The organism is Kitasatospora sp. NPDC001603 (genome assembly GCF_040298365.1).
Classification (GTDB): Bacteria; Actinomycetota; Actinomycetes; order Streptomycetales; family Streptomycetaceae; genus Kitasatospora.
This window is the reverse complement of the sequence record NZ_JBEPAA010000025.1, coordinates 73,954-94,069: the sequence shown is the minus strand read 5'-3', so window position 1 is coordinate 94,069 and position 20,116 is coordinate 73,954. Positions and strand designations below refer to the sequence as shown.

Below are 20,116 nucleotides of genomic sequence, written 5' to 3'. Positions count from 1 at the left end.
CGCCGCGCAGCGGCCGGCCTGGGGTTGCGCGCCGAGACATGGCCGCTTCGGCGTCGCGGCACGAGCTGGTGTCGTCCGATCGGGGCGGTTCTCGGTCGCGTCGCCTGGGCCCGCGAGCGCTGGGTTGTCGAGCACCGCGCCGACCAGCCCGGCTGTGCGGATCAGCTGGTTGCCGTCAGGGCTGCGCGCGCGGTGGTGAGGATCTGCTCGGAGAGCGGGGAGCCCTTGGTGGCGCGGGCCAGGACGAGTGCGCCGACCATCGTGCAGAGCTGGGCGATGCCGTCCTGGTCCTCGGTGGCGAGCCACTCGGCGAAGTCGCTCACTCCTTCGGTGTAGGCGCGGTGGGCGTCGCGGGCGCCGGGTTCGCGCGCCATGTCGGCGGCCAGTGCGGCGGTGGGGCAGCCCTCTGCCACGTCGTCGCGGTGCTCCGTGGAGAGGTAAATGTCGACGAGGGCTCGCCGGGCGGCCTCACGCTGCCCAGCGTGCTGCTCGAGTCCGGCACCGCGGCGCTGGGTGAGCTCCTCGAACGCGTGGGTGGTGGCTTCGTCGATGAGGGCCTCCTTGGAGGCGAACTGCTTGTAGAAGGCGCCGTGGGTCAATCCGGCCGCCTTCATGAGGTCGGCGACGCTGACGTGCGTGCCCTGCTCGCGGAAGAGCCGTGAGGCGGTCTCCACGACCCGCTTGCGGTTCTCCTGCGCCTGCGCCTGCGATACGCGGCCCATCGGGCACCTCCATTTGGATGTCGACTGGCATCTATCCTAGCCGCAGGTTAGATTGGATGCGTAATCTAATTGGGGGCGGCCCGAACGGTCGGGCCGCCGCGACGCTGGGAGCGCACATGGAACTGAAGGACGCGGTCGCCGTGGTCACCGGAGCCAATCGGGGACTGGGCCGCCATCTTGCCGCGCAGCTCGTGGAGCGCGGAGCGAAGGTGTACGCGGCGGCCCGCCGCCCCGAGACGGTGGACCTGCCGGGTGTCGTCCCGCTGCGGCTGGACGTGACGGACGAGGAGTCGATCCGGGCCGCTGCCCGCGTCGCGTCCGACGCGACGCTGCTGGTGAACAACGCGGGCATCTCCACCGCCACGCCGCTGATCGCGGGCGGCCTGGACGCGGTGCGTCTGGAGATGGAGACGAACTACTTCGGCCCGCTCGCGGTGACACGGGCTTTCGCCCCGGTCATCGAGGCCAACGGCGGCGGCGCCGTGCTCAACGTCCTGTCCGTGCTGTCGTGGCTGCATCCGGCGGCCCTGGGGTCCTACGCGGCGGCGAAGGCCGCGGCGTGGGCACTGACCGGCGCGGCCCGGGAGGAACTGGCCCCGCGCGGCATCACCGTCTCCGCGCTGCACGTCGGATACATGGACACCGACATGGCCGCAGGGATTCCCGCCGACCAGAAGGCCGAGCCCGCCGAGGTCGCCGCCCAGGCCCTGCACGGCATCGAGACGGGCCTGCCCGAGATCCTCGCCGACGAGAGCACCCGGTACGTCAAGCAGGGCCTGGCCGCCTCGCCGAACGCGGCGTGAAGCGCACCCGTCGCACCCTCCCTTCCTCCCCTGTTGATCCTTGAGCAAGGACACCTGATGCGTTACACGACTTCTGGACGCCGGACGGGTCTGCGCGTGTCCGAGTACGCGCTCGGCACGGCGAACTTCGGCCACCGGCTGGAGCGCCGGCGCGCCCGCCTGTCCAAGGTCAGCGCGGTGCCGCTCGGCGTTCCCCACGAGGCGATCGCCGCCTCCCCGGGCGGCATCCAGGGCGGCGACCCCAACCGCGTCATCGCCCCCCTCGCACTGGTGGCCTGACACCCGAGGGCGGCGGCGACCGGAGCGTCGCCGCCGCCCCGGGCCCGGGGCGGACGCCGAGCCGGTGAGCGCAGAGCGCCGCATCGGCGACGGGCCCCGGAAGACCGAAACAAGCACCACAGAGTGTCCCGTTACTGGGAGAAGCCCAGCATGGACCAGAGATCCCGTCCCCTCCCGGACGAGAAGCGGAGACGACGATGAAGGCCTTCCTGATCGAGCGGTACGGCGACAAGGCCGGCCCCCACGCCGGTGAGATGCCCGACCCCCGGGTGGGCGCCGACGACGTCCTGGTCCGGATCCACGCGGCGAGCGTCAACCCGCTCGACGTCAAGCTCCGCGACGGGGCCTTCAAGGCGATCCTGCCCTACCGTCTCCCTCTCGTCCTGGGCAACGACCTCGCGGGGGTGGTGGTCCAGGTGGGATCGTCCGTCACCCGGTTCACGGTGGGCGACGAGGTCTACGCGCGGCCCGACAAGGACCGCATCGGCACGTTCGCCGAACTCATCGCCGTCCACCAGGACGACCTCGCCCCCAAACCGGCCGCACTCACCATGGTGGAGGCCGCCTCCCTTCCCCTGGTCGCCCTGACCGCCTGGCAGGCACTGGTGGAACGGGCACACGTGCGGCCGGGCCAGAAGGTCCTCGTCCACGCCGGCTCCGGCGGGGTGGGCACCATCGCCGTCCAGCTGGCCAAACACCTGGGCGCGCAGGTGGCCTCCACCGCGAGCACCGCCAAGGCCGACCTGGTGAAGGAGCTGGGCGCCGACATCGTCGTCGACTACAGGAAGCAGGACTTCGCGTCCGTCCTCGACGGCTACGACGTCGTCCTGGACACCCTCGGCGGTGAGACGCTGGAGAAGTCGCTGCGGGTGCTCAAGCCCGGCGGGACGGTCATCAGCGTCGCAGGCCCTCCGGACGCCGCGTTCGCCCGCGAGCTGGGCGCGAACGCGGCCCTGCGGCTCGTGATGAGCGCGCTGAGCTTCAGGACCCGGCGCCGCGCCCGGCGCCGCGGCGTGACGTACTCGTTCCTGTTCATGAAGGCCGGCGGCGACCAGCTGCGCGAACTCACCGCGCTCATCGACGCCGGAAAGATCCGCCCGGTGGTCGACCGTGTCTTCCCCTTCGACCGGACCGGGGAGGCGATGGAGTACGTCGAGAAGGGCCGCGCGAAGGCCGGCAAGGTCGTCGTCACGATGACCTGACCGAAACAGTCCTCCCGCCGGCAGACCGGCGGAGCCCCCCTCGGCTGCCGGGAGACGAGTGTCGTCCTGGCGCGGACAGCGGGGCTTCGGGGCCGGCGACGCGGCAGTGTGGGCAACGCAGATGGGAGCGAGTGGCCTTGAGCCGCCCGTCGAGCGTGCGGTTGTCGGTCGTGAGCCGGCGGACCCGCTGCTTGAGCGTGGTGTTCTCGGAGGTGATCCGCTGGATGGCCTCTCAGGGCCCGACCGCTTGGGGCACCTTCGTCGACGGCCGCCTCGTCAAAGTCAGTTGATGACGCCGGCGTCGCGGGCGAGGAGAACGGCTTGGACGCGCTTGGTGACGCGGCGGTGGGAGTCGACACTGGGCACGCTCGGCACCGTCACCTACCTGGGGGCGGACCATGGGCTCGCGGCTCTGTACGACGTGGCCGGCCTGGCCATGATGTGGAGCGTCCTGAACGCGTGGCTCCAGGGCACGGCCATGCTCAGGACGGCCGGCGTCGACGCCGCGCCGTACGCGCCGTTCGCACAGCAGATCGCCGCCGGGGTGGCCGAATGGCTGCCCGGATACGCGGAGCAGATCGACGCCGGCTCGTTCCCGGCCGAGGTGTCCGCCCTGGAGACCGACGCACGGGCGATGGAGCACCTGATCGAGGAGAGCGAGGCGGTGGGGGTGAACGCCGAACTGCCGAAGTTGCTCAAGGAGATGGCCGACCGCGCGATCGCCGCCGGACACGGCGCGGAGCAGTATCCCGTACTGATCGAGGAGTTCGGCAAACGCCGCAACGGCTGACCGGCCCGGCACCGGGATCGGGCCGACCTGCCGTCGCTGCTCCTCCGGCGGCGATGCCGGGCTCCTGGGCCGTTCGGCCGACCCGGCCGCTCAGCGGGGCTCAGGGGAAGTCAAGCGCCGTCGCACATCACCGCACGCCCAGGCGGCTCAGCTGAGGAACTCGACGCGGTCGATGAGGCCTTCGCGGACCCGGTAGGCCACCAGGACGCGGACCGGCTCGTCGGACAGGCCGTGGGCGACTTCGTGGTCGACCACCCAGTCGCCCTCGGTGAGCCGTCCCACGATCTCCGCCCGGCAGCGGCCCGCGGCGAACTGCCGGGTGTAGGTGTCGCGCAGGGCCCGGCGGCCCTCCAACCGGCTGCCGTCCCGCCGGAGAACGAGGACGTCCTCGGCGTAGGTGGCGACGAAGGCGTCGATGTCGTGGTCGTTGTAGGCGGTGAGCTGCTGCTCGACCACGTCGCGCGGTTCGTTCATGTGCTTGATCTCTTCTTCCTCGGGCAGGGGTTCAGGCCGCCAGACGGCGGGTGGCGAGTTCGGCGTAGAGCGCCGCTCCGTCGGGGAGCACCGCGTCGTCGAACTCGGCGTAGGGAGAGTGGTTGAGCGGCAGGGTGTCGGGATCGCTCCCCTTCGGGGCGGCGCCGAGCCACGCGAACGATCCCGGAACGGCGTCGAGTACCCGGGAGAAGTCTTCCGACCCGGTCATCGGGTTGGCCATCGTCCGGAAGCGTTCCTCGCCGAAGACCTCCCGGACGGTGTCCCCGAGGAAATCGGTCTCGGCCCCGTCGTTCACCGTCACCGGGTACCCGGGAAGGTACTCGATCTCGGCCCGCAGGCCGTGGGCGGCCGCGACGGCCCGCACCAGCTCCACCACGGTGTCGGTGACCTTGGCCCGCGTCTCGGCGGAGAAGGTGCGCACGGTCGCCTCGAAGTAGGCGGTCTCGGGGATGATGTTGCGCTGGGTACCGGCCCGGAGGAGTCCGACGGTGAGCACCACCGGATCGAACACGTCGAAGCGGCGGGTCACCATGGTCTGCAGGGCGGTGACCGTCTCGCAGGCCGCCGGGACGGGGTCCTTGGCCCGGTGAGGTACCGAGCCGTGCCCGCCCGCACCGTGGAGGGTGACGTTCAGCGCATCGGAGGCGGCAAGGATCGGCCCGCGCCGGGAGCTGAACTCCCCGTGCGGCATGGTCGACGCCACGTGCAGGGCGTATGCGGCGACCGGGCGCGTGCCCGCCGCGTCCAGAACGCCCTCGGCCAGCATGGCTCCGGCGCCGTCCCAGCCCTCCTCGCCGGGCTGGAACATGAAGACCACGTCGCCGTGGAGCCGCTCCCGCCGTGCGGCGAGCAGGTGTGCGGCGCCCGTGAGCATGGCGGTGTGCAGATCGTGTCCGCAGGCGTGCATGGCACCGTTGTCGGACGCGAACGGCAGCGGGGCCTTCTCGATGACCGGCAGTCCGTCCATGTCGGCGCGCAGGAGCACCGCCGGCCCCGGTAGCCCGCCGCGCAGCACCGCGGTGACCGAACTCAGCGCGGAGCCCTGACGTACTTCCAGCGGCAGTCCCTCGAGAGCCCGCAGCACCCGCTCCTGGGTGCGCGGGAGGTCAAGGCCCAGCTCGGGGAACCGGTGGAGGTCGTGGCGGAGCCGGACCAGGTCGGGAGCCAGAGCCAGGGCGTCGTCGTGTAGGGACACAGGTACCTCCATCGGGCCCGCGCGGGGCGGGAACTTGTGCGGAGCGATCTTGTTCCGCGATTCTGGAGCCCGCAGCGGGGGATTCCCGCGATTTCGCAGGATCACGCCACGAAGAGGCCCTTCGATGAACGAACCAACCGGCAGTCGACGGTGACCGGCTCCGAGGTGACGGTGGACGAGTTGGATCTCGCCCTGGTGAACGCGATGCAGCTGCGGCCCCGGGCACCCTGGTCGCTGCTCGGCCAGACCCTCGGGATCAGCCCGGTCACCGCCGCGCGCCGCTGGCGACGGCTCTCGGAGGCCGGGATCGCCTGGGTGACCGCCTACGGCCTGCCCCACCCCGAGGACCCTGGCTGCGTCGCGTACCTCGACATCGACTGCGCTCCCGACCGGATCCGGCAGATCGCCGACGAGCTGGCCGAGGACCCGCACGTGATGAGCGTCGAACACCTCTCCCAGGGCTGCGACCTCGTCATCGCCGCGGCCTTCACCGACCTGGCGACGGTCTCCCGGTACACCGCCGAACGGTTGGGCAGGCTCCCGGGGATCACCGCCGTCCGCACCCACCTGGCGACCGGCTTCTACGCCGAGGGGATCCGCTGGCGACTGGACTCACTGGACCCCGCCCAGCGCCTGGAACTCCACGACGACCACTCGACGGGCTACGGGATGTCCTCCCCAGTACGGGCCGAAATCCGCCACGAAGACCGGGAGTTGCTCATCAGGCTGGGCGCCGACGGCCGCCTCGGCCAAGCCGAGCTGGCCGCCGCCACCGGGCTCAGCCCGTCCACGCTGCGCCGCCGCCTCGACCGGCTGGCCGCCTCCGACGCGATCCGCTTCCGCTGCGAGATCGCCGCCGGAGACGCCGGCCGACCGGTCCTGGCGACCTTCCGGGCCGACATCCCTCCGGACCGGCTCGACGAGGTCGGTCCCCAACTCGCCAGGCTCCCCGAGATCCGGCTGTGCGTAGCCGTCACCGGCCGGCACAACCTCATCCTCTCCGTCTGGCAGCGCTCCCTCGCCGACGTCCAGCGACTGGAAGCCGCACTCGCCCGCAGGTTCCCCGACCTGCGAGTGGCCGAGCGCCGCGTGTCACTGCGCACCGTGAAGAGGATGGGACGGATCCTGGGCCCGGACGGCCGCGCCGTTCGCGCCGTTCCGATGGACATCTGGCGAGACCCGATCCCGGTCTACTAGCGGTGGTCCACCCGGAGGTGCCGACCCCGCGAGACGGTCGCGGAGGCCTCGCCGCCACCGGCCGGCCGACCCGCCTGCGGGTCCCGCGGTACGCAGTCGGGCGGGAAACCAACAGAAGTGTTCGCCCGACATACCCGCCGGACGGAAGGATTCCACTGCGGCCAAGCAGGGGCCCGGCTGGCGCGGGCGGCCGACCGGCAGCCGATCCACGCCCGGGGGGGGCGCCCGCGGGCGCGTGACCGGCCCCGCACCCCCGGTGCCCCCGCCCGGGCCGGCCGCTGCGTCCGGTCTGGGTCAGCAGCGAACGGTGGAGCCGCCGTTGCTCAGGTTGGCGTCGTAGATCCAGCCGCTACCGGCCGGGCCCCGGACGTAGGTCCAGGTGTTTCCGTAGTCGTTGACGGAGTAGCAGTCGTAGTCCACCCGGACGCCCTGGGAGTACGAGCCGACCAGGGTGCACGCTCCGTACGGGCCGGTCCGCACCGGAGCACTGCTCGCCGAGATCGTGCCCGAACCCGGGTCCAGGTTGCTGTGCGGCCAGTTCGCGTTGCCGCAGGTGACGGCAGCGAGGTCGGACGACGACGGCGCCGCGGCCGCCGACACGGCCGGGAACGAGAGCGAGGCCACGGCCGTCAGCCCGACGGCGAGTGCGGTCTTTCGGAGACGGGATGTCATGAAACGAACTCCTCGTGAGCGGGTCGCCGAGCCGGCCGGCCCGGCGAGCCCTCACCCTTGCCGCCGCGGTCACGGCCGGGCAAGGTTCCCGAGGTGTCCGGGACTGTCCGGGACTGTCCTGGACGGTCCGGGACTGTCCGGGGAACGGTCGGACATGCCGGACTCGGTCTGACCAGCCGAACCTCCCGGACCGCAGGACAACGGCGCCGGCCGCACCGCCGCCCTCGTCCTGGCCAACAACGTCTTGAATCAACGTGGTTGGCCGCGGACCGCTCCGCCAGGATCGGGGCATGAGTTCCCAACCCTTGCCACCGAATCCCTCCCTGGCGCGGGATACGGCCGAGTTCGTCGCGTGCCTTCGACAGCTTCGGCAACGGTCCGGGCTGACCTACAGGGCGCTGGAACGCCGCGCTGCCGAGGTCGGGGCCGTGCTCCCGCGCAGCACGATCGCCGAGGCGCTCCGCCACGACCTGCTGCCGCGACCGGAACTGCTCGACGCCTTCGTCCGGGCGTGCGGACTCGGTGAGGACCCAGCCGTGTGGCTCGAGGCACGCGAGCGGCTGGCACACGAGGCCACCCACCCGGGGCCCGGCGTCCCCGCCGAGGCCGGCCCACCCGCCCCGCAGACGCTGCCCGGCGCCCCGCGGACCGCACCGCCCGCGCCCTCCCGCCGGCGGCTGCCGCGCAGCGCTACTCCGATCGTGGTGGTCCTGGCGCTGGCGGCCGCCGTGGCGGGCGGGGCGGCCTTCCTCCACGACCGTGCGCACCGCCCGGCCTCGCCCGCTCCCTCCTCCGGCGCCCAGGAACGGGCACCGGTCGCGGCGGGCGCGTATCTGATCCGGCCGGTGGGCTCCGGACTCTGCCTGGGGGAGTCGACCACGCACGAAAGCGGTGGGGAGGTAGGGCAGTTCGCGTGCCCGGGCAACGTGCCCACCTACGTCTTCGAGCCGGCCGGCGGCGGCCAGTACACGATCCGCTCCCTCCATCCGGTGATGGGTCACGGCTGCCTGGGAGTGGAGGCCGCACTCCTCGCCGACGGCGCCCGTCTGATGAACGACTACTGCGGCCGGCGGGGGACCGCGGAACGGTTCCGGCTGCGCGCGTCGCCGGGAGGCGCCGGCAGCTACCTCATCCAGCTGGTCCACAGCAACGCCTGCGTGACCATCCCGGGCGATATCGGCACCCCGGGCGTCCTCGCACGCCAGCTCCCCTGCGCAGACCCTCCCGCCGGGCAGAGCTTCACCCTGGAGCCCGTGCCGGCCCCGACCGCCATTCCGGACATCAGAACCAACTGATCACTCGCGTCGGCCGGTGCAGCCGGCCTGGTCCGCCGCCTTCGGTGATCGCGGCCGGCCCCGTGCCCACCACGGACGGGGCGAGGCACTCGACGCCCTCCGCAGCGCCCGGAGAGCGCGGCGAGCCGATCGCCGACCCGGTGACGGCGCGGCCGGCCTTCGGGTCGAGCCCGCCGGGCCGGGGCCGGGGAGAAGGCAGAGGTGGTGCCGCTGGTTCTCACCCCCGGATCGACTACGCCCTGGCCTCGCGTGTTACGCGGCACTCCGGACAGCGCGGCCCCCTGCTTCCCGCAGGCCCTCTGTTGTGCGGGCTCGGGATCGGCGAATATCGTTCCTGATATTCCGTCAGTCGGCGCAGGGGAGCGAACGCCCGTGCGGTGACGCCGTTTGAAGGAGCCGGCAGTGACTGCTGAACCGTCGCCGGGCGGTGTCCCGCCGGTGCCCCCGGGCCCGCCGCCGGGTGCCGGAGGCGGACCCGCGCCCGCGTCCGGCCGCCGCCTCGGCGAGATCGCGGCGCTCGTCTCGGCCGGCACCGCCCTCGCCGGTCTCCTCCTCGGCTTCCTCGGACTTCCCGCCGTGGTGAACTCACCCACCGCCAGCACCGTCACCGAGACCGTACGCGCCACGGTGACCGTGACCGTGACCGCGACCCCGGCAGGCCCCTCCACGCCCATCACCGCTCCGGCCCCGAGCGGCAGCGGCCAGCCGCCGCCCACCACACCCGGGCGGGTCTCCCTCGTGGACGACCTGCTGCCCGTCGACCATGAACAGGGCAACTACGACCGCGGACCGCAGAACGTCAACGGCACGCTGTACCCCACCGTGCTCTCCAGCACCTGCGCCACCGCCACCTGGCAACTGGACCGCCAGTACACCACCCTGACCACGTCATACGGCCTGGCCGACAGCTCGTCCTCCGGCAAGACCGTGAGGATGTACATCGAGCTGGACGGCGCCCGGAAACTGGAACGAGATGTGCCGGTCGGCTCGACGACGCCCGTGACTTTGAACGTCCAGGGCGTCTTCCGCGTCACCCTTGGCTCCACCTACTGCTACACCTTCGGTTCGAACAACGTGGGCGCGTGGATCGAACCCGTCGTCACCAAGGCCCCCTGAGTCCGCCCTTGGTCTGTGGCCGGTCTGGGGGTTCACGCCTGCGGCGTTCCGGCCTGTCTCGGTACGCGTCTGTCCGGCGAAGCCGTCCGCGGACCGCCGGACGGCGGCCCGGTGTGCCTCTGCCCGACGGCCCGGACGGCGGCCGGCTGGTACGGGCCCTGGCAGGCCGGCCTCGGGGTGTCGTCCGACGGCGGGAGTTCCGGTATCAGGTCGTCCCGGGGGCTCGGGCAGCCACATTGGGTTGCCCGCATGGTGACTTGCTCTCCGGCCCCTGGCCCGGTTCCCGTGGGCGTGCTCGCGCTCGTCGCGGTGCTTGGTGCGCAGCAGTCGGCCGGGGCCGGGGAGGACCGGACGGTGAGCGCGGCGCCGGACGCCGGTCGGCGCGCGGAGCTGCGGCGGGCGGTGAGCCGCGGCGGACGGCGGAGCGCGGCGAACGAGATCAGGTTCGGGGGCGGGGTGATGACGGTGCTGCCGCTTCCGGGCGAGGAGCAGGCGCCTGCCTGGAGCGGGGCGCGGGGGCGCGGTCGGCGACGGCGCGCTGAAAAGCGTGCCTGTCCGGGACATCCCCTTTGCCGCTTCTATGCCGACATCACCTGGGGCGAGCGGCGGCTGCGGGTCTCGGCGCGATCATCGTGAACGGCTACGGCGGTGGCGGGCAGTGGAGTCCGCTGTGGACGGAGCCACCCGCCTCGATGTCGGCGAGCCTGCGGTGCGGGGACACGGCACGGCGGTCCTTGGCACACGGTGGACCATCGGACGGAAGCCGAGCGCGTGTGTCCCCCTGCTCGGACTGCGGCATCACGGGATGTCCAGGAAATCGGAGGCGGCGCTGCCCACGGGTCCCATAGCATCGGCCCGCACCGACCCGTCGAGTATCACCAAGGACTTTGTGAATCACTCCGATCTCCACGCCAAGGCCCCCTCGCTCGCGGCCGGCATGGCCGCTGCCGATCACAGCCCGGACATCCAGCTGTCCCAGACTCGCCACCGCGCCGCGCTCGTGGCGAGCTGGCAGATCGCGCCCGGCTCAACGGTCCTCGAACTGGGCTGCGGCCAGGGCGACATGACCGTCGTGCTCGCGGAGGCGGTGGGGCCCGAAGGGCGCGTGACGGCCGTCGACGTGGCCGACCCCTCCTACGGGGCGCCGGTCACGCTCGGAGAATCGGCGGCCCGGATCGCGGCGGGCCCTCTCGGGCCGCGCATCGAATTCGGCTTCGGCACGGACGTCCTCGACCCGTCGGTCGACTTCCCCGGAAGTACCTTCGACCACGTTGTGTTCGCGCATTGCTCCTGGTACTTCGCATCGCTCGGACAGTTGCGGAACACACTGGCCCGGGTACGGCCGTGGGCGCGGCGACTGTGTTTCGCCGAGTGGGACTTGACGCCTGCGTCCGGCGACCAGCTGGCGCACCTCCTCGCCGTGCTGATCCAGGGGCAGACCGAGGCCGCGGGGTCTCATGGCCAGGGCAACGTTTGCACGCCCTTCTCCCGTGAGGCGCTGCTGAGGCTCCTGCACGAGGCCGGCTGGACGGCCGACGGCAGCGGCCCGGTCGACACCGGAGAGCTTCAGGACGGCGACTGGGAGATAGCCGCCTGCCTCGACCTCGCCGCGACGGAGGAGCGTCTGGCCGCGCTGCCCGAGCCGGTGCGCCAGCTCGTCCTGAGCCAGGCCGACGTTCTCCGGGCCATCGCCAAGCCGCGCGGCAACCGCGCGCTCGCCGCGTACTCGGTCACCGCGCGCTGACCTACGACCCCGGCAACCGGCCGGTCAGCGGTCGGTGAGATCGGTCAACTGCCGCCCTTCTTCTTCCAGGCCCGGGGGTGCGGGCGGTGTGTGCCGAGCCCTCGGAGGGGCCGAGTTGTCCTGGACCCTCGCCGCATTGGCCGCCGTCTCGCCCGCCACGGTCCGCCAGGACGTCGCGGCACAGGTCAACGAAGTCGCGCAGGCGCTCCACGCGAACCTCCACCCGGTGAAGGAACGCGGCGTGCGAGCCGTGCGGCCATGCCCCTACCCTCGGGCGGGTGACGGCTACGAGACATGGCATGCTGCCTCCCGTGATCGACACCGCCGATAGCGCCGCCTCGGGCGGGACCTGGTCGTTCGCCACCGCGCGAGAGCCGGCCGAGTTCCCCGCGGCCGGAGTCGAAGGAGTGCCCGGCGTGGAGCACGCCGCCGACGGCCGCCGCACCCTGTGCGGGATCCGCGGCCGATACCTGACGTTCTTCCTCCGCCACTTCCAGCCACAGGGCCTGGCCTCGTGCCGCAAGTGCCGGACGCTGGCCGAGGCAGCGCCCACCCAGCCGTGCGGGCAGGAACGCCTGCACGACCTGCTCCTCCGACAGGCCGACGACGCACCGCTTCGCTCGGACCTGCTCGCCGCGCTGCGCGAAGGCGCGCGGATCGCGATGTGGATCACCGGCCCGGCGAAGGACCTCACCCGATTCCACTCACGGATCGACCGGATGACGCAGGAGGCCGGCCCGGCCGCCGAGGCACTCGCGGCGGCGGCGGGCACCTCCATCACCCTGGCCCGTGTCGAGGACGCCGACCACCAGTATCTCGTCGTCCTGCCGCCCGGTGGCCGCGCTCGCATCGCGCGCGGGAAGGCGGCTGCCTCTCCTGACGCCTGACCCAACCCTCCCCGGCCCCACCGGCTCCTCGCCACACCGCTTCGCCGCGCAGATCGCGCGCGCCGTCCGCCTTCCCGGGCTCGACTGAGACGAAAGCGACTCGCGGTGGCCGGCAGGCCGGCAGGCCGGCCGGCCGCTCGTCCAAGACCAACCCGTCCATCGAATGCACTCATCCCCGCACTGGAGGTTCCATGCCCAAGGGCTACTGGGTCAGCGTCTACCGCACCATTTCGGACCCTGCGAAGCTGGCTGCCTACAACGAGCTGGCCGGTCCGGCCGTCCGGGCCGGGGGCGGACGGCTCCTCGCCCGTGACGGTCGGGTCGTGGCACACGAGGCCGGAATCGCTGCGCGCACCATCCTGATCGAGTTCGACAGCTTCGAGCAGGCCGTCGCGGCCCGCGAGAGCGTGGCCTACCAGGAGGCGCTGGCCGCCCTCGGCGACGGCGTCGAGCGCGACTTCCGCATCGTCGAAGGCATCGACTGACCGACCGTGGTCCGGTCGGATCCTCACCGACACAGCGGGGTCCCGGGGTATACCGGCCCGCTCCCGTGAACGGTGTCACCAGCTGGTTCCGACACGGCTTCGGGCCGCCTGGCCGGGACCGGCGGCAAGGGCGTGGCGGCGCGGGATGTCGCGGTCGGCGGTGTGGACGGCGGCCCGGCCCGCGGTGAGGACTCGGCCTGGGCCGGGGTGATGCCCCGGAGAGGACCGCCATCGCCAGCTCCAGGTCGAAGGCCGCCGATCCACACCCTGCACCGTGGCATCCGACCGGTCCCCTGAGGGATGGGCGCCCAGCATCTCTGACAGACCCTGAGAGGGTCTTCCCCCCGTGGCGGCCGGGGGGCGGCTCCATGTCCTGGCGCAGCGGCCAAGCGGCAGGATCCCTTCATGACTTCACGGCGAACAAGTACTCGGATCCTGGCGGGCGCGGCTGTCCTCGGCAGCGTGTCCGCGCTCGCGGTACCGGTCTCGGCGGCGGCCGACTTCCCCAGGGAGGAGCCGTCGTCGAGGTCGGGCAAGCGGCAGACCTCACGGCGGAGGAAGTGGCCGGAGAACTCCGGGGCGAGATCGATTCCACCCAGGTCCGCTACGGCGTGACCGCCTACCGGGTTACCTACCGCACCACCGACGGCGCGGGTTCCCCCACGACCGCGAGCCAGCTCGTCGTCCTGCCCGGGAGTGGGGCGCGTGACCTGCCCGTCGTCTCCTGGCTGCACGGCACCACCGTCTACCGCAAGGACGTCGCCTCGGAGAATCCCGAGTCGAACGACCGGCTCGTCGCCCTGCTGTTGGCCTCGACCGGACGAGCCGTTTCGGCGCCCGACTACGTCGGCCTCGGCTCGGGTGAGGGCTTACACCCCCACGGCGACCCCCGGGCCACCGTCGCGGCCTCGGTGGACGGCCTGCGTGCGGCCCACACCGTCGCCCACCGCAACGGCCGGGAACTGCAGCGCAACGTCCAGGTCAGCGGCTTCTCGCAAGGCGGCCCCGCGACCATGCTGGTGGGCCGCGCGCTCCAACAGAAGGACACGGACCGCTACTTCCGGCTGGGGCCCTCGCCCCGGTCAGCGGCCCCTACAACCTCTCCGCCTTCGAGGCCGCCGCAGCCGACGACAGGATCAGGAACGCCGGCCTCTACCTGGCCTACTTCGCCACCGCCTGGAACAGGATGTACGGCCTCTACCCCACACCCGGCGATGCCTTCAAGCCCCCCTACGCCGGTGACGTGGAGGACCTCTTCGACGGCGACCACACCACCGAGGACATCGCCCACGCCCTCCCGGCGACCTCCGAGGCCCTGTTCCCGAGGCCTTCCTGAACAGGATCCGCAAGCCCGACGGTGTCGTGAGCGAGAAGCTGCGCCCGATGGACAACACCTGCGACTGGCGACCGAACGTGGCGGTGGAGATCTTCTACAGCCGGGGCGACCGAGACGTCGACCCCAGTCACTCGACCTACTGCGCGGACCAGTTGAGGAAGCACGGCGCCGCCCCCCGGCTGACCGATGTCGGCGGCGTCGACCACAACGGATCGGTGCTGCAAGCCCTGCCCCGGCTCATCAGGTTCTTTGACGAGACGGCCAAGACAAGCTGAAATCCGCCACCCACCACGACACCGGCCCGTCGCCCGCTCGGACCGGACCGGACCGGACCGGACCGGGGGAGTTTGCGGCCGCCCGATCCGGTGAGGAGCGGGCCACCGGCGAAGGCCCGCGAGGGAGCGGGAACGCCCTCCGGCTGGGCGCGGACCGACTCGCCCGCGGACGACGAGAGGCAGGACAATGGGACACGGCGGAAACGTGATCGAGGAACTGATGGCGGACCACCGCGAGGTGGAGGACATGTTCGGCCGCATCCGGGCCATGAGCGGCGGCGGCCAGGCACTGCGGGACGTGATCGACCAGGTCACCGTCGAGCTGGTGCGGCACTCGGTCGCGGAGGAGCAGTACCTCTACCCCGCGGTCCGCGAGCACCTCGACGGCGGCGACGCCCTCGCGGACAGGGAGATCGAGGACCACCGCCAGGTCGAGGACCTCCTCAAGCAGCTGGAGGACCTGCGCACCGACGATCCCACGGTGGGCTCGGTGCTCCGGCAGCTGATGGACGAGGTGTCCGCCCACGTCGAGGACGAGGAGACCAACCTCTTCCCGATGCTGCGCACGGCCTGTACCCCGGAGCAGCTGGACGACCTCGGTGACAAGGTCCGCCGGGCGAAGGCCATGGCTCCGACCCGCCCGCATCCGGCGGCCCCGGACAGCCCGATGGCCGGCAAGCTCCTCGGCCCCGGTGTCGGCCTCGTGGACCGGGCCCGGGACTTCGTGACCGGCCGCGGCAAGTAGGCCCTGACCGCGCCGACCGAACCCCGGCGGTTCCCTGTCGCGCCTTGCCCGACCGGGCACACGCCCCGCTCGGTCGGGCAGGGCGTGACGGGGTCATGCCCCCGCCCGCACTCGTGTACCTCCGCGCGCCCGGCGGATCCCACCGGCTGGAGCGTCTCCGTGGCGTCCTCCGCCCGGCCCGGACCGGAGCCGCCGGTGGGCCGCCGGTGGGCATCAGCCTTCGACGCCGGTGGAGGTGTGGGCCGCGCCGACCGGCTTCGACTCGGGTGATCCGCGGCGCAGGTAGACGGAGAGGATCGCCATGGAGGCGACCGCGAGGAGTTCGGACTGCCAGTTCTGCAGGGTGCGGTTCCAGAAGTCCGCGGACAGCACGTAGTCCCACCAGGTGAACGGCGCCTGGAGGTCGCGCAGCCGCCCGGCGTTGAACGAGGCCGTACCGGTGATCGACTGGGCGAACCAGGAGCCGACGAAGAACAGCGCCATCACCGTGCCGAGGGAGCGCGAGTACAGGGTGCGGCGCAGTCCGGCCGCGCGGGCCCAGGAGGGCGAGTCGGCGGTGGCGTGAGCGCCGACCTTCTGTTCGCGGTCGGACTCGGTACCGGGCCGGTCCAGGCTCTTGGACTCCGGGGACCCCCGTTGCAGCAGCCAGACGGTGCCGAAGATGTACAGGAAGAACTGCAGGTACTCCGACTGCCAGTTCTCGGTGACGTCCACCGCGAAGTCGGAGCCGGTCAGATAGCCGGCGACACCGACGGGCTGGAGATCGGCCGCGACGAGCTCGTTGTTCACCTCCGCCAGCCCCGCGGCGGCCTGCCCGACCAGGGTGAGCAGGAAGGCGGCACCGAGGGCCAGGGTGAGGCTGTTGTCGCGCAGGAATCGCCCCGCGCGGTCCGTGCGGCTCATCGGTGCAGCGCCCCGATCGTCGTGAAGTAGACCAGACCGCCGACGACGATCAGCACGCACAGGGCGAACAGGCTGCGCACCGGTCTCACGCTCCCTTGACCGCGCACTTGTAGGGCTTGCGGGGCTGCGGGTCGCACCCCGCGGCGGTGATCTTCCATCCGTCCGGGAAGGCGGACAGGAAGAGGGTGTCGCTGTCCAGCACGGCGCGGGCCTGCCGGCCGTAGACGTCGACTCATCGAGAAGCGCGGCACCGCCTCCGGCGGCTACCGCGACACCCTCTGACCCGGACCACGCCTCCAGCCGCCCCCGCCGCACCCACGGATGTGGCGGGGGCGGTCGGCTGGTCGAGGTCATGTGCGAGCGGGGGCGAACCCGGAGGGACCGGGCAGCAGGTGCTGCTCGGTCCCTCACCGCTGACCGTCCCCATGGCCAGCCCCCAGTCGCCGGGATCCAGGGCCCGGAACTGAGGGTGTCCGCCTGGGGCGGGCTCAAGCGATGGTCAGGGCTCCTCGTCCGGGACGATGTGGACGGCGGCTTCCTCGGCAGACGCGGCGCCTCCGTCGACACCGACATCCGTCGCGAAGGTACTCGGTCCGGTGGCCCGGGGGCGCAGCCGGCCCGCGCGGGCGGCACCTACCTCCTCGTCGCGAGGCTCTTCGCTCGTGTCGGCGGTCTCGTCGGTGCCGTCTGCGGGGTCCTGGGCGGGGACGGCCAGCGTTGGGTCCGGGACCTCCTCGGCCAGCCGCTGGTCCAGGCTCTCGCCTTCGTTCTGCTCCGCCGCCGTGGTGCCCTGGTGTTCGACGGCGAGCGGCCGTTCCGGCGGGGACCAGCCCTCCTCGTAGGGACCGGCGGCCCGGTCGAGCAGGGTGTCCTCCGGGTCCAGGAGGCCTGCGTCGTCGCCGACCTCGGTTGTGGCATCGGGCTGGTAGACGTCGTCACCCCTGGCGTCGTCCGTTGCGGTCATCATGTCCGTCCTTTCGTGGGGCTCGGGCTGTGCTTGCCGGGCGCCTGTCCCGGGGGCCCGGATCGGTCCCCGGTTCCCGGCGGGTCCCGCTGCCGCTTCCCGACCCGCCGCTCCTGGCCGCTTCCTACTGCCGGGCCGTCGGTGCGGGTGCCGGCGGTGGACCGTGGTCCTTCCGGCGGTGTCCGGGTGCCAGCCCGGCGGGCTGGCACCTTCGCACACTTGGTGGCGCCAACCCTCACCGCTCAGGTGGGGCCACCGGACTTCCCTTCCGGTCAGGACCGGAAGGTCAGCGGCTCGACTCCTCCGGGGCCGGTTTGTCGTCGGGGCCCAGGTGGCGGGTGGGCGTCGGGTCGGCCGTGGTGGCGTCTCCCTGCCGCTCGTCCAGGTCCTGTGCTTCGTCCTGTGTGCTTTCGTCGCCCTGCGCGGCAGTCGGGCCGTCCGGTTCGCGCTCCGGGTCGTGCTCCTGCTTCGCGTCGCGCTCGGTGCTCATCGGATTCCGGTCCTTTCGTAGGATGGTCGGCGCCTTCTGCGGCCCGCTCAGGGCGCCACCGCGTCCGCGGCCGGCGCGGCGGGCGGCTCGTCCTCGGACCCCTGCCCTTCGGGGCGGCCCTGCGGGCGGTCGTTCGTCTTGGCGCCCGGCCCCGCCACCCGGCCCGCGTCCTCACTCTCCAGCGCGCGCCGGATGCGCTCGGCGGCGGAGCCGACCGCCTCGTCGACGTCGCCCTCGCCGCTCACCGAGGTGTTCTTCGCCTGCTCGCCCATGTCGCCGTTCCCTCTCCGCTGTGTCCGCGCCCCGGTCCGTCCCGGGGCGGTGATCGTCTACGGGTGCGGCTGCCCAGGCCGCACCGCCTCACACCTGCGGACATCGGCGCGTAGGCCCGTCCGGCGGCTCACCGGAGGCCGAGGGGGCCGGTGATCATGCGGCCACGGCTCGGCCCGCTGCCCGTACTCCTCCAGCGCGGCGTCGACGCGGCCGGTGACCACGGACGCGGGGCGCGCGGCGCGCGGACGGTGTCGGTCAGCACCCGCTCGACACCGCGTCCGAGCACCCGCCGGGCCTGGCCGAGCCGCTGTCCGGCGCCGGCGCGATGCACCGGCCGGGGCCGGCGGCGGCCCGGTCGGTGGCGAGCGCCTCATCCCCCCGGACCCGGCTCGCCCGGGCGTGCGCGGCGCGCGGATCCAGGACGCGAAAGTACGCCACCAGGGAGGAGTACGACCAGGGCGTCTGGTCGGCGAGGGTGGGCAGGACGGCTGTGACGTCCCACCGGGCGCTCTGGGTGGCTGCCTCCGTGATCCAGGCGGCCGCGGCCGGCTCCGACCGCCGGCGGACCCCGGCAGGGCCGGCCGACCCCGGCTGCCAGGGGGAGGATGCGGACAGACCCGGAACTGGCTGCCCGGGGGTGCTCGTGCGCAGCGCGTTCGGGGCCACGAGGTGAGGGAACCGACTCGCCGGCACCATCACCACGGACGTCATCACCGTCAGGTGAGGCGGTTGACCAGGGCGGTGAAGAGCGCGGGGGCGCGGGTGGCCAGGGGGACGATCCGTGGGGCCAGGAGCGGGTTGACGCGGGCGCGGACCAGTGCTCCGGTGAGCAGGCGGTGGTCGCGGGTGGCGCGGCGCCAGGCCCGCTCGTAGTCCAGCGGCCGGCCGGCGCGTACGCAGCGCACCAGGTGGGCCGCGCCGGTGAGGGCGAGCGAGATGCCCTCGCCGGTGAGCGCGTCGATGTAGCCGGCGGCGTCCCCGACCAGCAGGACGCGTCCCGCCACCCTGGCCCGTACCCGCCGGCGCATCGGTCCGGCGCCGCGCACGGCCGAGCCGCGGTGGGCGGTGAGGCGGTGAAGGAGTGCGGGGAACGCGGGCAGCAGTGCGTCGAACGGCAGTCGCTCGCCGGTCAGGACGGCGACGCCGATCCGGTCCGGGCCGAGCGGGGTGACGTAGGCCTCGCCGAGTGCGGACCAGTGGACCTCCACGCAGTCGGTCCAGGGCGCCACCGCGAAGTGCCGTCGCAGTCCGTAGCGCGGGGGTCGCGGGTCGGGGCGTTCCAGGCCCAACTGCCGGCGCAGGGGCGAGTGCAGGCCGTCCGCGGCGGCCAGGTAGCGGGCGGTGAGTCCGGCGGCGGTGATGCTGTCGCGGTCCTGGTGGACGGAGGTGACCTTACCCGCCAGCACCGGCACGCCGAGTTCGGCGGCCCGGCGGGACAGCGCGGCGTGCAGGACGGTGCGCCGCACGCCCATCCCCGCCTCGTGGCGGAACCTGCCCTCCGCGCGGTGGCGGTCGTCCAGGTAGCGGATGCCGCGGATCGGGTGGCCGACCACCGGCACGTCCAGGGCGGCCAGGGCGCGGACGGCCCCGGGCATCAGTCCCTCGCCGCACGCCTTGTCGATCGGGGCGGGACGTGGTTCGAGGACCACCACGTCGAGCCCGGCCAGGGCGGCGTGGATCGCGGTGGCGAGGCCGGCGGGGCCGCCGCCGGCGACGAGGAGGTCGATCACGTCGACGCCGTGGCGCAGCCGGCCAGGGCGGCGTTCTCGCAGCGCAGCCGGGTGGCGAGCAGGGGGAGGTTGAGCAGGGTGAAGGCGGTCGCGGTGAGCCAGGCGCCGTGGACGAGGGGCAGGGCGGCGCCTTCGGCGACGACGGCGAGGTAGTTCGGGTGGCTGAACAGCCGGTAGGGGCCGGTGCTGACCAGCGGTAGGTGGGGCACCACGATGACCCGGGTGTTCCAGCGCGGCCCCAGGGAGTGGATGCACCACCAGCGCAGCGCCTGGGCGGCGAGTACGAGGATCAGCATGGGCAGGCCCAGGGCCGGCAGGAAGGGACGGTGCGCGAGGTGGACCTCGGCCAGACAGCCGGCCAGCAGTGCGGTGTGGAGCAGGACCATGACGGGGTAGTGGCCGGAGCCGTGTTCGACACCGCCGCGTGCCCGGCTCCAGGCGGCGTTGCGGCGCGCGACGGCGAGTTCGGCCAGGCGCTCGACGGCGACCAGGAGGACCAGCAGCGTGTACAGGGGCAT

The 20,116-nt window shown here is 72.8% G+C and carries 24 protein-coding genes; 14 read left to right on the top strand and 10 right to left on the bottom strand.

Translation table 11 applies throughout. The annotated features are described in order from the left end of the window. Nucleotides 1–161 precede the first annotated feature (161 nt). Entirely contained in the window at nucleotides 162–722 is a 561-nt protein-coding gene (locus ABT263_RS18000) for a TetR/AcrR family transcriptional regulator (RefSeq protein ID WP_352291356.1), read from the bottom strand. Nucleotides 723–838: 116 nt separating this feature from the next. On the opposite strand from ABT263_RS18000, the gene ABT263_RS17995 reads away from it, so the two are divergent. From ABT263_RS17995 to ABT263_RS17980, 4 genes are all read left to right on the top strand, one after another. Further along, nucleotides 839–1,525, top strand: a complete 687-nt coding sequence (locus ABT263_RS17995) for an SDR family oxidoreductase (RefSeq protein ID WP_352291355.1) — start codon at nucleotides 839–841, stop codon at nucleotides 1,523–1,525. Between the two features lie 57 nt (nucleotides 1,526–1,582). Continuing rightward, nucleotides 1,583–1,804, top strand: coding sequence for a hypothetical protein (locus tag ABT263_RS17990; RefSeq protein ID WP_352291354.1), 222 nt, complete (start codon nucleotides 1,583–1,585; stop codon nucleotides 1,802–1,804). 197 nt (nucleotides 1,805–2,001) lie between these two features. Next, entirely contained in the window at nucleotides 2,002–3,006 is a 1,005-nt protein-coding gene (locus tag ABT263_RS17985) for an NADP-dependent oxidoreductase (protein ID WP_352291353.1), read from the top strand. A gap of 334 nt (nucleotides 3,007–3,340) precedes the next feature. After that, the gene (locus ABT263_RS17980) at nucleotides 3,341–3,796 is read left to right on the top strand and encodes an imine reductase family protein (protein ID WP_352291352.1); all 456 of its coding nucleotides are present in this window, start codon (nucleotides 3,341–3,343) and stop codon (nucleotides 3,794–3,796) included. Between the two features lie 147 nt (nucleotides 3,797–3,943). On the opposite strand, the gene ABT263_RS17975 is transcribed toward ABT263_RS17980, so the two are convergent. Both ABT263_RS17975 and ABT263_RS17970 read right to left on the bottom strand, forming a co-directional pair. After that, nucleotides 3,944–4,270, bottom strand: a complete 327-nt coding sequence (locus ABT263_RS17975) for a nuclear transport factor 2 family protein (RefSeq protein WP_352291351.1) — start codon at nucleotides 4,268–4,270, stop codon at nucleotides 3,944–3,946. Between the two features lie 31 nt (nucleotides 4,271–4,301). Continuing rightward, the gene (locus ABT263_RS17970; protein WP_352291350.1) at nucleotides 4,302–5,486 is read right to left on the bottom strand and encodes a M20 metallopeptidase family protein; all 1,185 of its coding nucleotides are present in this window, start codon (nucleotides 5,484–5,486) and stop codon (nucleotides 4,302–4,304) included. 150 nt (nucleotides 5,487–5,636) lie between these two features. Between ABT263_RS17970 and ABT263_RS17965 the strand changes: the two genes are divergently transcribed. Continuing rightward, a complete protein-coding gene (locus ABT263_RS17965; protein WP_352291349.1) occupies nucleotides 5,637–6,683 on the top strand; it encodes an Lrp/AsnC family transcriptional regulator in 1,047 nt (348 codons plus the stop codon). Nucleotides 6,684–6,977: 294 nt separating this feature from the next. Here the strand turns inward: ABT263_RS17965 and ABT263_RS17960 are convergent, their stop codons facing one another. Beyond that, nucleotides 6,978–7,355: a hypothetical protein gene (locus ABT263_RS17960; RefSeq protein WP_329491764.1), complete on the bottom strand. Its 378-nt coding sequence runs from the start codon at nucleotides 7,353–7,355 to the stop codon at nucleotides 6,978–6,980. 290 nt (nucleotides 7,356–7,645) lie between these two features. Between ABT263_RS17960 and ABT263_RS17955 the strand changes: the two genes are divergently transcribed. The 9 genes from ABT263_RS17955 (at nucleotide 7,646) to ABT263_RS17915 (ending at nucleotide 15,238) form a co-directional block, all read left to right on the top strand. Continuing rightward, a complete protein-coding gene (locus tag ABT263_RS17955) occupies nucleotides 7,646–8,650 on the top strand; it encodes a helix-turn-helix domain-containing protein (protein WP_352291348.1) in 1,005 nt (334 codons plus the stop codon). 402 nt (nucleotides 8,651–9,052) lie between these two features. Further along, entirely contained in the window at nucleotides 9,053–9,766 is a 714-nt protein-coding gene (locus ABT263_RS17950; RefSeq protein WP_352291347.1) for an NPCBM/NEW2 domain-containing protein, read from the top strand. Between the two features lie 285 nt (nucleotides 9,767–10,051). Beyond that, nucleotides 10,052–10,402 carry a hypothetical protein gene (locus ABT263_RS17945; protein ID WP_352291346.1) on the top strand — a complete coding sequence of 117 codons (351 nt, stop codon included), beginning with the start codon at nucleotides 10,052–10,054 and terminating at the stop codon, nucleotides 10,400–10,402. Nucleotides 10,403–10,655: 253 nt separating this feature from the next. Next, on the top strand, nucleotides 10,656–11,510 hold the full coding sequence (locus ABT263_RS17940) for a methyltransferase domain-containing protein (RefSeq protein ID WP_352291367.1): 855 nt from the start codon (nucleotides 10,656–10,658) through the stop codon (nucleotides 11,508–11,510). Nucleotides 11,511–11,821: 311 nt separating this feature from the next. Beyond that, nucleotides 11,822–12,397 carry a hypothetical protein gene (locus tag ABT263_RS17935; RefSeq protein WP_352291345.1) on the top strand — a complete coding sequence of 192 codons (576 nt, stop codon included), beginning with the start codon at nucleotides 11,822–11,824 and terminating at the stop codon, nucleotides 12,395–12,397. Nucleotides 12,398–12,588: 191 nt separating this feature from the next. Then, nucleotides 12,589–12,882 (top strand): DUF1330 domain-containing protein, encoded by a 294-nt coding sequence (locus ABT263_RS17930; RefSeq protein WP_352291344.1) that lies wholly within the window; start codon nucleotides 12,589–12,591, stop codon nucleotides 12,880–12,882. A 1,186-nt stretch (nucleotides 12,883–14,068) separates the two neighbouring features. Next, nucleotides 14,069–14,218, top strand: coding sequence for a hypothetical protein (locus ABT263_RS17925; protein WP_352291343.1), 150 nt, complete (start codon nucleotides 14,069–14,071; stop codon nucleotides 14,216–14,218). A 26-nt stretch (nucleotides 14,219–14,244) separates the two neighbouring features. Then, nucleotides 14,245–14,493: a hypothetical protein gene (locus tag ABT263_RS17920; RefSeq protein WP_352291342.1), complete on the top strand. Its 249-nt coding sequence runs from the start codon at nucleotides 14,245–14,247 to the stop codon at nucleotides 14,491–14,493. Nucleotides 14,494–14,680: 187 nt separating this feature from the next. After that, a complete protein-coding gene (locus ABT263_RS17915; RefSeq protein WP_352291341.1) occupies nucleotides 14,681–15,238 on the top strand; it encodes a hemerythrin domain-containing protein in 558 nt (185 codons plus the stop codon). 213 nt (nucleotides 15,239–15,451) lie between these two features. On the opposite strand, the gene ABT263_RS17910 is transcribed toward ABT263_RS17915, so the two are convergent. The 6 genes from ABT263_RS17910 to ABT263_RS17885 all read right to left on the bottom strand — a co-directional run bounded on the left by ABT263_RS17910 (nucleotide 15,452) and on the right by ABT263_RS17885 (nucleotide 20,116). Then, the gene (locus tag ABT263_RS17910) at nucleotides 15,452–16,141 is read right to left on the bottom strand and encodes a DUF6766 family protein (protein ID WP_352291340.1); all 690 of its coding nucleotides are present in this window, start codon (nucleotides 16,139–16,141) and stop codon (nucleotides 15,452–15,454) included. Between the two features lie 499 nt (nucleotides 16,142–16,640). After that, complete coding sequence (locus ABT263_RS17905; RefSeq protein ID WP_352291366.1) at nucleotides 16,641–17,105, bottom strand: DUF5709 domain-containing protein; 465 nt, start codon at nucleotides 17,103–17,105, stop codon at nucleotides 16,641–16,643. A 286-nt stretch (nucleotides 17,106–17,391) separates the two neighbouring features. After that, nucleotides 17,392–17,595 carry a hypothetical protein gene (locus ABT263_RS17900; protein WP_352291339.1) on the bottom strand — a complete coding sequence of 68 codons (204 nt, stop codon included), beginning with the start codon at nucleotides 17,593–17,595 and terminating at the stop codon, nucleotides 17,392–17,394. Nucleotides 17,596–17,642: 47 nt separating this feature from the next. After that, nucleotides 17,643–17,867: a hypothetical protein gene (locus tag ABT263_RS17895; protein ID WP_352291338.1), complete on the bottom strand. Its 225-nt coding sequence runs from the start codon at nucleotides 17,865–17,867 to the stop codon at nucleotides 17,643–17,645. A gap of 717 nt (nucleotides 17,868–18,584) precedes the next feature. After that, entirely contained in the window at nucleotides 18,585–19,598 is a 1,014-nt protein-coding gene (locus ABT263_RS17890) for an NAD(P)/FAD-dependent oxidoreductase (RefSeq protein WP_352291337.1), read from the bottom strand. Beyond that, nucleotides 19,595–20,116, bottom strand: coding sequence for an isoprenylcysteine carboxyl methyltransferase family protein (locus tag ABT263_RS17885; protein ID WP_352291336.1), 522 nt, complete (start codon nucleotides 20,114–20,116; stop codon nucleotides 19,595–19,597). Before ABT263_RS17885 ends, ABT263_RS17890 begins: the two co-directional genes overlap by 4 nt.

What these genes read in the sequence shown, in the direction of transcription:
- ABT263_RS18000 (WP_352291356.1), bottom strand. Translation starts at nt 722, where the DNA reads ATGGGCCGCGTATCGCAGGCGCAGGCGCAGGAGAACCGCAAGCGGGTC.
- ABT263_RS17995 (WP_352291355.1), top strand. Translation starts at nt 839, where the DNA reads ATGGAACTGAAGGACGCGGTCGCCGTGGTCACCGGAGCCAATCGGGGA.
- ABT263_RS17990 (WP_352291354.1), top strand. Translation starts at nt 1,583, where the DNA reads ATGCGTTACACGACTTCTGGACGCCGGACGGGTCTGCGCGTGTCCGAG.
- ABT263_RS17985 (WP_352291353.1), top strand. Translation starts at nt 2,002, where the DNA reads ATGAAGGCCTTCCTGATCGAGCGGTACGGCGACAAGGCCGGCCCCCAC.
- ABT263_RS17975 (WP_352291351.1), bottom strand. Translation starts at nt 4,270, where the DNA reads ATGAACGAACCGCGCGACGTGGTCGAGCAGCAGCTCACCGCCTACAAC.
- ABT263_RS17960 (WP_329491764.1), bottom strand. Translation starts at nt 7,355, where the DNA reads ATGACATCCCGTCTCCGAAAGACCGCACTCGCCGTCGGGCTGACGGCC.
- ABT263_RS17955 (WP_352291348.1), top strand. Translation starts at nt 7,646, where the DNA reads ATGAGTTCCCAACCCTTGCCACCGAATCCCTCCCTGGCGCGGGATACG.
- ABT263_RS17930 (WP_352291344.1), top strand. Translation starts at nt 12,589, where the DNA reads ATGCCCAAGGGCTACTGGGTCAGCGTCTACCGCACCATTTCGGACCCT.
- ABT263_RS17925 (WP_352291343.1), top strand. Translation starts at nt 14,069, where the DNA reads ATGTACGGCCTCTACCCCACACCCGGCGATGCCTTCAAGCCCCCCTAC.
- ABT263_RS17915 (WP_352291341.1), top strand. Translation starts at nt 14,681, where the DNA reads ATGGGACACGGCGGAAACGTGATCGAGGAACTGATGGCGGACCACCGC.
- ABT263_RS17910 (WP_352291340.1), bottom strand. Translation starts at nt 16,141, where the DNA reads ATGAGCCGCACGGACCGCGCGGGGCGATTCCTGCGCGACAACAGCCTC.
- ABT263_RS17905 (WP_352291366.1), bottom strand. Translation starts at nt 17,105, where the DNA reads ATGACCGCAACGGACGACGCCAGGGGTGACGACGTCTACCAGCCCGAT.
- ABT263_RS17900 (WP_352291339.1), bottom strand. Translation starts at nt 17,595, where the DNA reads ATGAGCACCGAGCGCGACGCGAAGCAGGAGCACGACCCGGAGCGCGAA.
- ABT263_RS17895 (WP_352291338.1), bottom strand. Translation starts at nt 17,867, where the DNA reads ATGGGCGAGCAGGCGAAGAACACCTCGGTGAGCGGCGAGGGCGACGTC.
- ABT263_RS17885 (WP_352291336.1), bottom strand. Translation starts at nt 20,116, where the DNA reads ATGCCCCTGTACACGCTGCTGGTCCTCCTGGTCGCCGTCGAGCGCCTG.